At 69.3% G+C, this 12,528-nt stretch carries 11 protein-coding genes; all 11 read left to right on the forward strand.

Annotated features, from left to right (window positions below; genetic code table 11):
* Positions 1–138 precede the first annotated feature (138 nt).
* The 11 genes from GXN78_RS14300 to GXN78_RS42210 are packed head-to-tail and all read left to right on the forward strand — an operon-like array spanning position 139 to position 12,355.
* Positions 139–1,746 (forward strand): 6-hydroxynicotinate reductase, encoded by a 1,608-nt coding sequence (locus tag GXN78_RS14300; RefSeq protein WP_106560349.1) that lies wholly within the window; start codon positions 139–141, stop codon positions 1,744–1,746.
* A gap of 11 nt (positions 1,747–1,757) precedes the next feature.
* Positions 1,758–2,678 (forward strand): UPF0280 family protein, encoded by a 921-nt coding sequence (locus GXN78_RS14305; RefSeq protein WP_106560350.1) that lies wholly within the window; start codon positions 1,758–1,760, stop codon positions 2,676–2,678.
* A 19-nt stretch (positions 2,679–2,697) separates the two neighbouring features.
* Positions 2,698–3,342 (forward strand): amino acid synthesis family protein, encoded by a 645-nt coding sequence (locus GXN78_RS14310; protein WP_106560351.1) that lies wholly within the window; start codon positions 2,698–2,700, stop codon positions 3,340–3,342.
* Positions 3,343–3,390: 48 nt separating this feature from the next.
* On the forward strand, positions 3,391–3,975 hold the full coding sequence (locus GXN78_RS14315; RefSeq protein ID WP_106560352.1) for an amino acid synthesis family protein: 585 nt from the start codon (positions 3,391–3,393) through the stop codon (positions 3,973–3,975).
* A gap of 52 nt (positions 3,976–4,027) precedes the next feature.
* Positions 4,028–5,242 (forward strand): ABC transporter substrate-binding protein, encoded by a 1,215-nt coding sequence (locus GXN78_RS14320; protein ID WP_106560353.1) that lies wholly within the window; start codon positions 4,028–4,030, stop codon positions 5,240–5,242.
* Positions 5,243–5,260: 18 nt separating this feature from the next.
* A complete protein-coding gene (locus tag GXN78_RS14325; RefSeq protein WP_106560354.1) occupies positions 5,261–7,177 on the forward strand; it encodes an ABC transporter permease in 1,917 nt (638 codons plus the stop codon).
* On the forward strand, positions 7,174–7,980 hold the full coding sequence (locus tag GXN78_RS14330; protein WP_106560355.1) for an ABC transporter ATP-binding protein: 807 nt from the start codon (positions 7,174–7,176) through the stop codon (positions 7,978–7,980). The genes GXN78_RS14325 and GXN78_RS14330 overlap by 4 nt, the downstream gene beginning before the upstream one ends.
* Positions 7,981–8,038: 58 nt before the next feature.
* Positions 8,039–8,773 (forward strand): ABC transporter ATP-binding protein, encoded by a 735-nt coding sequence (locus GXN78_RS14335; RefSeq protein ID WP_106560356.1) that lies wholly within the window; start codon positions 8,039–8,041, stop codon positions 8,771–8,773.
* A 35-nt stretch (positions 8,774–8,808) separates the two neighbouring features.
* Positions 8,809–9,534 (forward strand): bifunctional nicotinamidase/pyrazinamidase, encoded by a 726-nt coding sequence (gene pncA / locus GXN78_RS14340; RefSeq protein WP_106560357.1) that lies wholly within the window; start codon positions 8,809–8,811, stop codon positions 9,532–9,534.
* A gap of 17 nt (positions 9,535–9,551) precedes the next feature.
* The gene (locus GXN78_RS14345) at positions 9,552–10,031 is read left to right on the forward strand and encodes a (2Fe-2S)-binding protein (RefSeq protein WP_106560358.1); all 480 of its coding nucleotides are present in this window, start codon (positions 9,552–9,554) and stop codon (positions 10,029–10,031) included.
* Positions 10,028–12,355, forward strand: coding sequence for a molybdopterin cofactor-binding domain-containing protein (locus tag GXN78_RS42210; RefSeq protein ID WP_343231015.1), 2,328 nt, complete (start codon positions 10,028–10,030; stop codon positions 12,353–12,355). The genes GXN78_RS14345 and GXN78_RS42210 overlap by 4 nt, the downstream gene beginning before the upstream one ends.
* Positions 12,356–12,528: the final 173 nt, after the last annotated feature.

The following is a 12,528-nucleotide window of genomic DNA, read 5'->3' on the forward strand; positions in this document are numbered from 1 at the left end:
GTTTGCTACATTGACTTCATGTAGTGATCACCACATGAAGTTGTAGTGAATACTACACAAAGCGAAGTTCCAGCACAAGAGATCCCTCCGGCGCATTTGTTGCACCCCCGCCGCCACGAATTTCACGAGAAGCCCGCGATGACCGAACACACCAAGACAGACGGATTGCCCGGCATGGACATGCCGGTGCTGCCCGAGGCCACGGGCCGCTCGGCCCTGCGCAACGAGCGCATGAGCACCAGCAAGGTCGAGTGCAACGCCTGCCCGGTGCTGTGCCAGATCTCCGAGGGGCGCACCGGCGCCTGCGACCGCTACGCCAACCGCGAGGGCGTGCTGGTGCGGGTCGATCCGGTGCTGCTGCTGCGCCGAGAGCTGGTTAGCGAGGCGCCCGCGCTGGTGCCCTTCGCGCGCCCCGCGGCCGAGCCGGCAGCGCCCGGCGCCGAGCCCGACTGGAACGGTGATCTCCTTCATGCCGACGAGGTCTTCGTGACCGGCGTGGGCTCCTCCACCACCTACCCCGACTACAAGCCCGCCCCCTTCATCGTGGCCTCCAAGGCGCAGGGCGTGGACATGGTCACGGTGGTCACCGAAGGCATCTTCAGCTACTGCAGCTTCAAGGTGAAGATCGACACCGACCGCTTCCTCGGCGCCGAGCAGGCCAACGTGCGCTACCGCGGCGAGGTCGTGGGCCATGTCACTACCGCGGAGTACGGCTCGCAAATGCTGTCGCTCGGCGGCGTGCACCACCTGACCGGCGGCAGCAAGAAGGAAGGCCGGATGACGGTCGAGCTCATGCAGTTGCTGGGCAACAAGAAGCCGGCCGAGTGCGTGATCGACGGCGGCGCCAGCATGGTGATCCAGGCCGGCCGGGCCCCCATCGTCAATGGCGTCGAGGAAAAGCGCATGCGCGTGGGCTGCGGCTCGGCCGCGGTGGGCATCTTCGCGCGCCAGCTCTTCGGCCAGGCCGACGAGGTGGTGGTGGTCGACGACCACATCACCGGCGTGCTCACCGAGCACCAGGCCGGGCGCTGCCTGGACATGGCGCCCTCGGGCATCCAGATGCGCGGGCGCAAGTCCACGCCGGGGCGCTACTTCCAGGTGGCCAATCCGGGTAACGGCTGGGGCGGCACCGACATCGACGATCCGCTGTCGATCATCGAGGGCTGGGAGGAGGGCGTGGCCCGGCCCGGCCTGCGCCTGCTGATGACCTCCACCACCGGCGAGCATGCGGTTTGGTACGTGCTCGACGACGCGCTCAAGCCGGTCGAGCAGCAGATGCCGGCCGAGGTGCGCCGGGTCGTCGAGCGCATCGGCGAGAACTGCGAGCCCTCGATGTGCACCGTGCTCTTCCTCGGCGGCGCCGGCGGATCCTTGCGCGCGGGCGTGACGGAGAACCCGGTGCTGCTCACGCGCGCCATCAAGCGCGCGCTGGTCAACGTGACCTGCGGCGGCGCGCCGGCCTACGTGTGGCCCGGCGGCGGCATCACGGTGATGGCCGACGTGCTGCGCATGCCCGACAACAGCTTCGGTACCGTGCCCACGCCGGCCATCGTCGCGCCCATCGAGTTCAGCATGCGGCGCGAGGACTACGCGGCGCTGGGCGGCCACATGGAGCATGTGTTCCCGCTCGAGCAGGCGCTGGCGCGCGGCGCCTGGCAGAACGACGGCGCACCGCTGGCACGCCAATGGCTTCGCATGGACGAAGCCAATCCGTGGCCGCTCGGCCATCCGCCCATGCTCGGCTGATCGGGTTTCCCATGACGGCCCAACGCAGCGCTCTCGAGGGAGGCCGCTGGCATTTCAACCACGGCCCGATCGACATCGTCGCCGAGGCGCATGGCAACGAGGTCGAGGTCGCGGTCGCCCACGAGCTCGCCTGGCGGCGCTTCGGCACCGTGCTCGACGAACTCGTGGGCGAGCTGCGCCTGCTGCGCCAGCCCGTGGGCGAGACCTGTGCGCTGCAGGGCCCGATCGCACGGCGCATGTGGCAGGCCTGTGCGCCTTTCCGTGCCGGCTTCATCACGCCGATGGCCGCGGTGGCGGGTGCCGTCGCGCAGGAACTCATTGCCTTCTACCAGCGCGAGGGCATCGAGCGCGCCTGGATCAACAACGGTGGCGACATCGCGCTGCACCTCGCGCCGGGCCAGTCGGCGCGCGTCGGCCTGTTCGCCGACCTAGCGCGCTTCGACCTTCGCGAGCGCGGCCCGCTCACGACCGACGGCCAGTTCGAGCTGCGCGCCGAGATGCCCGTGCGCGGCGTCGCCACCAGCGGCTGGCGCGGACGCAGCTTCTCGCTGGGCATTGCCGACAGCGTGACCGTGCTCGCCGCCACGGCGGCCGAGGCCGATGCGGCCGCCACGGTGATCGCCAACGCGGTGAACGTGGAAGACGCGGGCATCCATCGCCGCCCCGCCAGCGAATGCAAGGACGACAGCGACCTCGGCGACATCCCGGTGACGGTCGATGTCGAGACGCTCGCGCCCGCGCAGGTGCAGCGCGCACTGGAGGCGGGCGCCGCTCGCGCCATGGCCCTGCAGCGCTCGGGGCTGATCGGCTCCGCCATGCTGGTTTGCCAGGGGCAGTGGCGCCTCATGGAACCTTTAAGCTCGCCAGCGTCCGGCATTTCCGCGCTCGTGAATTCGCCGCAGGCCGCGGCAGTTGGTTCAGTATTTGCTTAATGAAAAGCAGGACCCTTCGATGATCGATATACGCCGTGTTTTCACCCAGGTCGAGACTATCCACCACGAGTTCGGCCCGCGCGCAGCGACACCGCTGGTGCGTGGCGCCATCGGCGCCGTGCTCTCCAATCCCTTCGCCGGCCGCTACGAGCCCGACATCTTGCCGATGATGAGCCTGCTCGATCCGGTGGGCCTCGACATGGCGCAGCGCCTGCATGCGGCAATGGATGTGCCGCTCGCGCGCATCGCGACCTACGGCAAGGGCGCGATCGTCGGCGCCGCCGGCGAGCTGGAGCATGGCGCGCTGTGGCATGTGCCGGGCGGCTATGCAATGCGCGAGCTGCTGGGCTGGAAGGGCGATCGCGCGGCCTACACCGCAGGCACCGTGGACGAGAAGAAGACCGGGCAACCGGGCAATGCGCTCTCGATCGTGCCCTCGACGAAGAAGGTGGGGCCGCCCGGCGCGACGCTGGACGTGCCGCTCACCAACATCAACGCCAGCTACGTGCGCGGCCAGTTCGACGCCATCGAGGTGCGCGTACCCGGCGCGCCCGCGTCCGACGAGATCGTCTTCATCCTCGCCATGAGCACCGGCTACCGCGTACACGAGCGCGTGGGCGGTCTGCGCGCCGAGAACATCGCCAAGTGGGACGGACTGCGCTGAAGCCCTGAAGCAGCAACGCCCTTCATTCAGAGACACAAGGAAAGAACCATGAGCGCCAACATCCGCAAGCTCGTCGTGCAGCTCGACGAAACCCGCAAGGAAATGGGCAAGACCATCGAGCCGCCCACGCGCCGCGCCGTGGCCATCGCGGTCATCGAGAACCCTTACGCCGGCCGCTACAGCGAATCGCTCGACGATCTGATCGCCATCGGCGAAGAGCTGGGCGCGCTGCTGGGCCAGAAGGCCGTCCAGGCGCTGGGCATCGAGCCCGGCCAGGCGCAGAGCTACGGCAAGGCCGCGATCGTCGGCGAATCCGGCGAGCTGGAGCACGCCGCTGCCATCCTGCATCCCAAGCTCGGCGCGCCGCTGCGCGTGGCGGTGGAGAAGGGCGCTGCGCTGGTGCCGTCGGCCAAGAAGCGCGGCACGCTGGGCACCGCCATCGACGTGCCCCTGGGCCACAAGGACGCGGCCTTCGTGCGCAGCCACTTCGACGCCGTGGAGGCGCGTGTGTCCGATGCACCGCGAGCCAACGAGATCGTCGTGGCCGTCGCCGTGACCGACAGCGGCCGCCCGCTGCCGCGCATCGGCGGGCTGCAGGTCTCCGAGATCAAGGGCGAAGACGGCCTTCGTTGAGCCGTCACGCCACCTTCCCGTTTTTTCACCGTTCGACCCCAAGGAGCTTTCCATGAACCCCCTGCGTCATGTCTTCAGTGCGGCCGCCGTCGCTTCGCTCGCTGCCACCGCACTCGTCCCCGCGCATGCGCAGGGCGTGATCAAGATCGGCGAGATCAACAGCTACAAGGCGCAGCCCGCCTTCCTCGAGCCCTACAAGAAAGGCATGGAGCTGGCGGTCGACGAGATCAACGCCGCGGGCGGCGTCAACGGCAAGAAGATCGAGCTCATCAGTCGCGACGACAACGCCAACCCCGGCGACGCGGTGCGCGTGGCCGAGGAGCTGGTCTCGCGCGAGAAGGTGGACCTGCTCGCCGGCACCTTCCTGTCGAACACCGGCCTGGCGGTCACCGACTTCGCCAAGCAGAAGAAGTTCTTCTTCCTGGCCGGCGAGCCGCTCACCGACAAGATCACCTGGCAGGGCGGCAACCAGTACACCTTCCGCCTGCGCCCCGGCACCTACATGCAGGCCGCGATGCTGGTGCCCGAGGCGGCCAAGCTCAAGAAGAAGCGCTGGGCCGTGGTCTACCCCAACTACGAGTACGGCCAGTCCGCGGTGGCGGCCTTCAAGAACCTGCTGAAGGCGGCGCAGCCCGACGTGGAGTTCGTGGCCGAGCAGGCAACGCCGCTGGGCAAGGTCGACGCCGGCAGCGTGGTGCAGGCGCTGGCCGACGCCAAGCCCGATGCGATCTTCAACGTGCTCTTCGGCGCCGACCTCTCGAAGTTCGTGCGCGAGGGCAACACGCGCGGCCTCTTCAAGGACCGCGAGGTGGTCAGCGTGCTCACCGGCGAGCCCGAGTACATGGACCCGCTGAAGGACGAGGCGCCCAACGGCTGGATCGTCACCGGCTACCCGTGGTACGGCATCACCACGCCCGAGCACAAGAAGTTCGAGCAGGCCTACCAGGCCAAGTTCAAGGACTACCCGCGCCTGGGCTCGGTGGTGGGCTACAGCATGATCAAGTCGGCCGCTGCCGGCATCGCCAAGGCCAAGAGCACCGACACCGACAAGCTGGTCGCCGCCTTCAAGGGCCTGCAGGTCGACACGCCCTTCGGGAAGATCACCTACCGCCCGGAAGACCACCAGTCGACCATGGGCGCCTATGTGGGCCGCACCAAGAACGAAGGCGGCAAGGGCGTGATGGTGAATTACGTGTACCTCGACGGCGCGGACGCCAAGTATCAGCCGCCGGTCGAAGAGCTGAAGAAGTCCCGCGCGAACGACTGAGCCAGAGGCGGACGAGTCATGAGTTTTTCAGGTTTCATCGTCCAGCTCCTCAACGGGCTGGCGAGCGCGTCCTCGCTGTTCCTCGTGGCGGCGGGGTTGTCGCTGATCTTCGGCGTCACGCGGATCGTGAATTTCGCGCATGGCTCGTTCTTCATGGTGGGCATCTACGTCGCCTACACGCTGGTCGAGCGGCTGGGCACCGGCTTCGGCTTCTGGCCGGCGCTGGTGGTGGCGGCGCTGGCGGTGGGCGTGCTCGGCGCGTTGATCGAGGTGGTGCTGCTGCGCCGCATCTACAAGTCGCCCGAGCTGTTCCAGCTGCTCGCGACCTTCGCGCTGGTGCTGGTGATCAAGGACGCGGTGCTGTGGCTCTGGGGCCCCGACGAGCTGCTGGGGCCGCGTGCGCCGGGGCTTTCGGGCTCGGTCGCCATCCTCGGGCGACAGTTTCCGTCCTATGACCTGTTCCTGATCGTGGTCGGCCCGGTGGTGCTGGGCCTGGTGTGGATGCTGCTCACGCGCACCCGCTTCGGCACCCTGGTGCGCGCGGCCACGCAGGACCGCGAGATGGTCAGCGCGCTGGGGGTCAACCAGGCTTGGCTGTTCACGGCCGTGTTCGCGCTCGGTGCCATGCTCGCGGGCCTGGGCGGCGCGCTGCAGCTGCCGCGCGAGCCGGCCACGCTGGAGATGGACCTCAACACCATCGGCGCCGCCTTCGTGGTGGTGGTGGTGGGCGGCATGGGATCGATCCCCGGCGCCTACGCGGCCGCGCTGCTGATTGCCGAGATCAAGGCGATCTGCATCTGGCTGGGCGTGGTCGATGTCTTCGGCATCAGCGTGTCCTTCTCCAAGCTCACGCTGGTGGTGGACTTCCTGGTGATGGCGGTGGTGCTGGTGTGGCGCCCCTGGGGCCTCTTCGGCCGGCCGCAGGCGCCCAGCCGCTACGTGGGCATGCAGGAGGAGCCGCTGCGCCGCCCCAGCAAGACCTACCTGGTGGCCGCCGCCGTCTTCGGCCTGGTGCTGGCGGCGGTGCCCATCTTCACCGCCGACTCGCCCTACACCACCGTGCTGATGATCGACCTGATGATCGCCGCGCTGTTCGCCACCAGCCTGCACTTCATCATGGGCCCGGCCGGCATGCATTCCTTCGGGCATGCCGCCTACTTCGGGCTCGGCGCGTACGGCGCCGCGCTGCTGGTGCGTGCAAGCGGCATGCCGATGGAGCTGGCGCTCGTCCTCGCGCCGCTGGTGGCGGCGGCCGGCGCCTTCGTCTATGGCTGGTTCGCGGTGCGGCTGTCGGGCGTGTACCTTGCGATGCTGACGCTGGCTTTCGCGCAGATCACCTGGGCCATCACCTACCAGTGGGACACGTTCACCGGCGGCAGCAACGGGCTCACCGGCGTGTGGCCGGCGGCCTGGCTCGCGGACAAGCGGGTGTACTACTGGCTCACGCTGGTGCTGGTGGCGCTGGGCGTGCTGTGGCTGCGGCGCGTGCTGTTCTCGCCCTTCGGCTATGCGCTGCGCGCGGGCCGCGATTCGGTGCTGCGCGCGGACGCGATCGGCATCGACGTCAAGCGCATGCAGTGGGCCGCCTTCGTGATGGCCGGCGCGGCAGCGGGGTTGGCGGGCGCGCTTTATGCCTTCTCCAAGGGCAGCATCTCACCGGAGTCGCTGAGCGTGGGCAAGTCGGTCGACGGGCTGGTGATGGTGCTGCTGGGCGGCATCCAGACGCTGGCGGGGCCGGTGGTGGGGGCCGTGACCTTCACCTGGCTGCACGACACGGTGGCGCGCAATACCGACTACTGGCGGGCCATGCTGGGCGGGATCATCCTGCTGCTGGTGCTGCTGTTCCCGCAGGGGATCGCGGGGTTTGCGAAGCAGCTGTTCGACAGGCGGCGGCATTCGAAGGATCCGGCCGAACTCAAGGAAGCCAAGGCATGAGCCTTCTCAAAGTCACAGAACTCGGCAAGTCCTTCGGCGGCGTCAAGGCCGTCGACGGCATCAGCTTCGACCTCGCTCCCGGCGAGCTGCTGGCGCTCATCGGCCCCAACGGCGCCGGCAAGTCCACCACCTTCAACATGGTCAACGGGCAGCTGAAGGCCGACCGCGGCTCGATCCTGCTCGACGGCGAGGAGCTCGTAGGCCGCAAGCCGCGCGAGATCTGGCGCATGGGCGTTGGCCGCACCTTCCAGATCGCCGAGACCTTCGCCTCGCTCACCGTGGTGGAGAACGTGCAGATGGCGCTGCTCTCGCACGACCACAAGCTCTTCGCAACCTGGCGCCGCGCTGCCGACCACAAGCGCGACGAGGCGCTGGCCCTGCTCGACCAGGTCGGCATGAAGGCCCAGGCCGACCGGCCCTGCAGCGTGCTCGCCTACGGCGACGTCAAGCGCGTCGAGCTCGCGATCGCGATGGCCAACTCGCCCAAGCTGCTGCTGATGGACGAGCCCACCGCCGGCATGGCACCCAAGGAGCGCAACTCATTGATGGCGCTCACCAAGCAGCTGGTGATCGACCGCGGCATGGCTGTGCTGTTCACCGAGCACAGCATGGATGTGGTCTTCGCTTATGCCGATCGCATGATCGTGCTGGCGCGCGGTCGCCTCATCGCACAGGGCAAGCCGCTGGAGATCCGCGACCATCCCAAGGTGCAGGAGGTCTATTTCGGCAGCGGCAAGACCTTCGAGAAGATCGCGGAGAAGGCGGCCGCGGTGAATGCCGCCGTGGCGGGAGAAATTGCATGAGCACTGCCCGGCCGTCCGAAGGGGCTCGCACCGCAGCCAAAGGCGAAGGTATTTTCCAATGAGCACCCACGAAACACTGCTCGAGGCCAAGTCCCTGTGCGCCTGGTACGGCGCCGCCCAGATCCTCTACGACGTCGACCTCGAAGTCCGCCGCGGCGAGGTGGTCGCGCTCATGGGCCGCAACGGCGCCGGCAAGTCCACCACGCTCAAGGCGCTGATCGGCATGCTGTCCAAGCGCCGCGGCGCGGTGCGCTTCCTGGGCCACGACATCTCCAAGTGCGAGCCGCACCACGCCGCCAAGCTGGGCCTGGGCTTCGTGCCCGAAGACCGGCGTGTGTTCACCGACCTCACGGTGATGGAGAACCTCGAGGTCGGCAAGCAGCCCGCGCGCCGCTGGTCCGACGGCAGCGACGCGCCGCTATGGACGCCCGAGCGCCTGTTCAAGCTCTTCCCCAACCTCGGCGAGATGCCGCAGCGCCCGGGCGGGCGCATGAGCGGCGGCGAGCAGCAGATGCTGACGGTGGCGCGCACGCTGATGGGCAACCCCTACCTCGTGCTGCTGGACGAGCCCTCCGAGGGCGTGGCGCCAGTGATCGTCGAGCAGATGGCCAACATGATCCTCGAGCTCAAGGCGCAGGGCGTGAGCATCCTGCTGTCGGAGCAGAACATGCACTTCGCCGAGCTGGTCTCCGACCGCGCCTACGTGCTGGAGAAGGGGCAGATCCGCTACCAGGCCTCGATGGCCGATCTGGCGACCAACGAGGAAGTACGGCGGGCCTACCTGTCCGTCTGATCACGGCTTTCATCAACCCGAGGAGCGAACACACCATGCACAACACGCACCGCAGAATCTTTCTCCAGTCCGCCGCCGCACTGGGCCTGGCCGGGCTTTCGGCGCCGCTGTTCGCGGCAGCGAAGATCAAGCCCTCCGACAAGTCGGCGCTGATCGTGGTCGATGTGCAGAACTGCTTCGTCGACGGCGGCACACTGCCGGTCAAGGGCGGCGCCGACGTGGTGCCGGTGATCAACAAGCTCTCCACTGCGTTCGAGAACATCGTGCTCACTCAGGACTGGCACACCCAGGGCCACGCCTCCTTCGCGAGCGCGCATCCGGGGCAGAAGCCCTTCAGCAGCATCAAGCTCGGCTACGGCAACCAGGTGCTGTGGCCCGACCACTGCGTGCAGGGCACGGAAGACGCCGCGCTGCACAAGGACCTGAAGCTGCCCAGCGCGCAACTGATCATCCGCAAGGGCTACCACAAGGGCGTCGACAGCTACTCGGCTTTCGAGGAGGCCGATCGCAAGACCCCCACCGGCCTGGCGGGCTATCTCAAGGCGCGCGGCATCAAGACCGTGTTCGTGACCGGCCTGGCCACCGACTTCTGCGTGGCCTGGACCGCGCTCGATGCGCGCAAGGCCGGCTTCGAGGCCTATGTGGTCGAGGACGCGACGCGCGCCATCGACCTGAACGGCTCGCTCGCCAAGGCCTGGAAGGAGATGCAGACCAAGGGCGTCAAGCGCATCCAGTCGACCGATATCGAGATGAGCGCCTGAGGAGGCCCGCGCGCGCAATGCAGGAACTCGCACTGAAGGTCAACGGACGCGAGGTCGCGCTGTCGGTGCCCGAGGCGGCCTCGCTGCTGCACGTGCTGCGCAACGACCTCGCGCTCAATGGCCCCAAGTACGGCTGCGGGCTGGGCCAATGCGGTGCCTGCACGGTGTGGGTCGATGGCGTGGCGGCGCGCGCCTGCGTGATCCCGGCGCATGGCGTGGCCGGCCGCGCCATCACCACGCTGGAAGGGCTCGGCTCGCGCGAGAAATGGCATCCCGTGCAGCAGGCCTTCGAGGATGCCCAGGCCGCGCAGTGCGGCTACTGCCTCAACGGCATGGTGATGCAGGCCGCCGCGCTGCTGGCGCGCGACCCGCACCCCGGCGACGAGCGCATCCGCGCCGAGCTCTCGGGCAACTTGTGCCGTTGCGGCACGCATGTGGAGATCCTGGCCGCGGTGCAGGCGGCCGCAAGGCGCCTGGCGAAGGGCCAGCCGACGTGACCCGGCGCGCCGAACAGCCGCGCACCCGCAGCGACTTCCTGAACGCCCGGGACGTGCTGGTGGTGGTGCGCGAGACGCCGCCCGCGCCGCCCGCTGCCAATGGGCAGCCGGCGGTGGTCGCGGGCAATCCCGCCGAAGGCCCCGAGATCCTGCTCGCGTTGTGGAGCGACGGCAGCGTCACTGCACTCAACGGCCATGTGGACCTGGGCACCGGCATCCGCACCGCGCTGGCGCAGGTGGTGGCCGAGGAGCTCGACCTGCCGCTGTCGCAGGTGCACATGGTGCTCGGCGACACGGCGCGCGCGCCCAACCAAGGCGCGACCATCGCCAGCGCCTCGCTGCAGATCCACGCCGTGCCGCTGCGGCAGGCCGCGGCGCAGGCACGCGCCTGGCTGCTCGCGCAGGCTTCGGAGCGCTTTGGGGTGCAGCCCTCGCTGCTCGAGGTGCGCGAGGGCCGCGTCCATGCCGGCGAGGACCCGGCCTTCAGCGTGCCCTTCGGCGAACTGGTGGCCGGCACGCGCACCGTGCTGCCACTGGACGGCGCGGCCCGGCTCAAGGACCCGAAGGACTACCGCCTTGTCGGCACCGCGGTCCCGCGCGTCGACATCCCGGCCAAGCTGGCGGGCGAGACGGTGTTCGTGCACGACATGCGCGTGCCCGGCATGCTGCACGGCCGCGTCGTGCGGCCGCCCTATGCGGGCGCGGATCACGGCGACTTCATCGGCAACACGCTGGAGTCGGTCGACGAATCTTCCATCGACCATATCCCCGGCATTCGCGCGGTGGTGGTGATCCGCGACTTCGTCGGCATCGTCGCCGAGCGCGAGGAGCACGCGGAGCAGGCGCTGCGCGAGCTGCGGGTGCGCTGGAAGGCCTGGCCTGGGCTCCCCGCGCTCGACGATCTGGAAGGCGCGATCCGCGCCAACCCCGCGACGCAGCGCCTGCTGGTCGACGAGGGCCGGGTGGACGAGGCGCTAGCCAACGCCGCCCAGCCGATGCTGCGCACCTATGTCTGGCCCTACCAGATGCATGCCTCCATCGGCCCCTCGTGCGCGCTCGCGCACTGGCAGCCCGAGGGCGATGCGGGCGTGCAGCTGCGCGTCTGGGCCGGCTCGCAGAACCCGCATGTGCTGCGCGCCGATCTCGCGAAGCTCATGGGCCTGGAGGACGTGGCCGTCGACGTGGTGCGCATGGAGGCCGCCGGCTGCTACGGCCGCAACGGCGCCGACGACGTGGCGGCCGACGCGGCCCTGCTCGCGCGCGCGGCCGGCGCGCCGGTGCGCGTGCAGCTCACGCGCGAGCAGGAGCATGCGTGGGAGCCCAAGGGCGCGGCGCAGCTGATGCAGGTCAACGGCGGGCTCGATGCCGAGGGCGGCGTGGCGGCCTACGACTTCGAGACCTCCTACCCGTCGAACGGCGCGCCGACGCTGGCGCTGCTGCTCACCCGCACGGTCGAGCCGGTCGCGCAGGCCTTCGAGATGGGCGACCGCACCGCGCGCCCGCCCTATGCCTACGAGAATCTGCGGGTCAAGGTCAACGACATGGCGCCCATCGTGCGCGCCTCCTGGCTGCGCGGCGTCTCGGCGTTGCCCAGCTCCTTCGCGCACGAGTCCTACGTGGACGAGCTGGCCACCGCGGCCGGCGTGGACCCGGTGGCCTTCCGCCTGCGCCATCTGCGCGATCCGCGCGCGGCCGAGCTGGTGCGCGAGACCGCGCAGAAGGCCGGCTGGCGCATGCGCACGGGGCCGCAGGAGGATGCCGACGGCGATCATCCTTCGAGGCGCGCCGACGCGCGCGTGGGCCCGGGCGGCGATGTGCTCTTCGGCCAGGGCTTCGCTTACGCCCGCTACGTGCACAGCAAGTGGCCCGGTTTCGGCGCGGCCTGGTCGGCCTGGGTGGCCGACGTCGAGGTCCACAAGACCACCGGCGAAGTGCACGTGCGCCGCGTGGTGGTGGGGCACGACGCGGGGCTGATGGTGAACCCGGCCGGGGTCGAGCACCAGATCCACGGCAACGTGATCCAGACCACCAGCCGGGCCTTGAAGGAGCGCGTGGACTTCGCGCCGCCGGCGCAGCCGTCCGGCGGCGAGACGCTGCCGGGCGTGCTGCCCGCGGGCGTGGTCGCGAGCCGCGAGTGGGGCAGCTACCCGATCCTCAGCTTCCGCGAGGTGCCGGTGATCGAGGTCGTGCACATGCAGCGGCCGGGCGAGCCGCCGCTGGGGCGGGGAGTCGTCCTCGGTGCCGGGGACGGCGGCGATCGCGAATGCGATCTTCGATGCGACGGGGTGAGGTTCAGGCGCCGCCGTTCACGCCGGAGGTGGTGAGGGCTGCGCTGAATCTCGTTCACTCTCCCCCTTGGGGAGGGGCAGGGGTGGGGGCACGCGGGCGGTCGATGGTGGCGCCGTCGTGCCCCCATCCCAACCTTTCCCCAGAGGGAAGGAGCAAGACCGGACGCGCCGTGGCCGAAAGCGCGTGGTGCATGGGCCACGGCCACCGC

Source organism: Variovorax sp. WS11 (assembly GCF_010499245.1).
Taxonomy (GTDB): Bacteria; Pseudomonadota; Gammaproteobacteria; order Burkholderiales; family Burkholderiaceae_C; genus Variovorax.

What these genes read in the sequence shown, in the direction of transcription:
- pncA (WP_106560357.1), top strand. Translation starts at nt 8,809, where the DNA reads ATGCACAACACGCACCGCAGAATCTTTCTCCAGTCCGCCGCCGCACTG.
- GXN78_RS14330 (WP_106560355.1), top strand. Translation starts at nt 7,174, where the DNA reads ATGAGCCTTCTCAAAGTCACAGAACTCGGCAAGTCCTTCGGCGGCGTC.
- GXN78_RS14310 (WP_106560351.1), top strand. Translation starts at nt 2,698, where the DNA reads ATGATCGATATACGCCGTGTTTTCACCCAGGTCGAGACTATCCACCAC.
- GXN78_RS14325 (WP_106560354.1), top strand. Translation starts at nt 5,261, where the DNA reads ATGAGTTTTTCAGGTTTCATCGTCCAGCTCCTCAACGGGCTGGCGAGC.
- GXN78_RS14300 (WP_106560349.1), top strand. Translation starts at nt 139, where the DNA reads ATGACCGAACACACCAAGACAGACGGATTGCCCGGCATGGACATGCCG.
- GXN78_RS14320 (WP_106560353.1), top strand. Translation starts at nt 4,028, where the DNA reads ATGAACCCCCTGCGTCATGTCTTCAGTGCGGCCGCCGTCGCTTCGCTC.
- GXN78_RS14335 (WP_106560356.1), top strand. Translation starts at nt 8,039, where the DNA reads ATGAGCACCCACGAAACACTGCTCGAGGCCAAGTCCCTGTGCGCCTGG.
- GXN78_RS14305 (WP_106560350.1), top strand. Translation starts at nt 1,758, where the DNA reads ATGACGGCCCAACGCAGCGCTCTCGAGGGAGGCCGCTGGCATTTCAAC.
- GXN78_RS14315 (WP_106560352.1), top strand. Translation starts at nt 3,391, where the DNA reads ATGAGCGCCAACATCCGCAAGCTCGTCGTGCAGCTCGACGAAACCCGC.
- GXN78_RS14345 (WP_106560358.1), top strand. Translation starts at nt 9,552, where the DNA reads ATGCAGGAACTCGCACTGAAGGTCAACGGACGCGAGGTCGCGCTGTCG.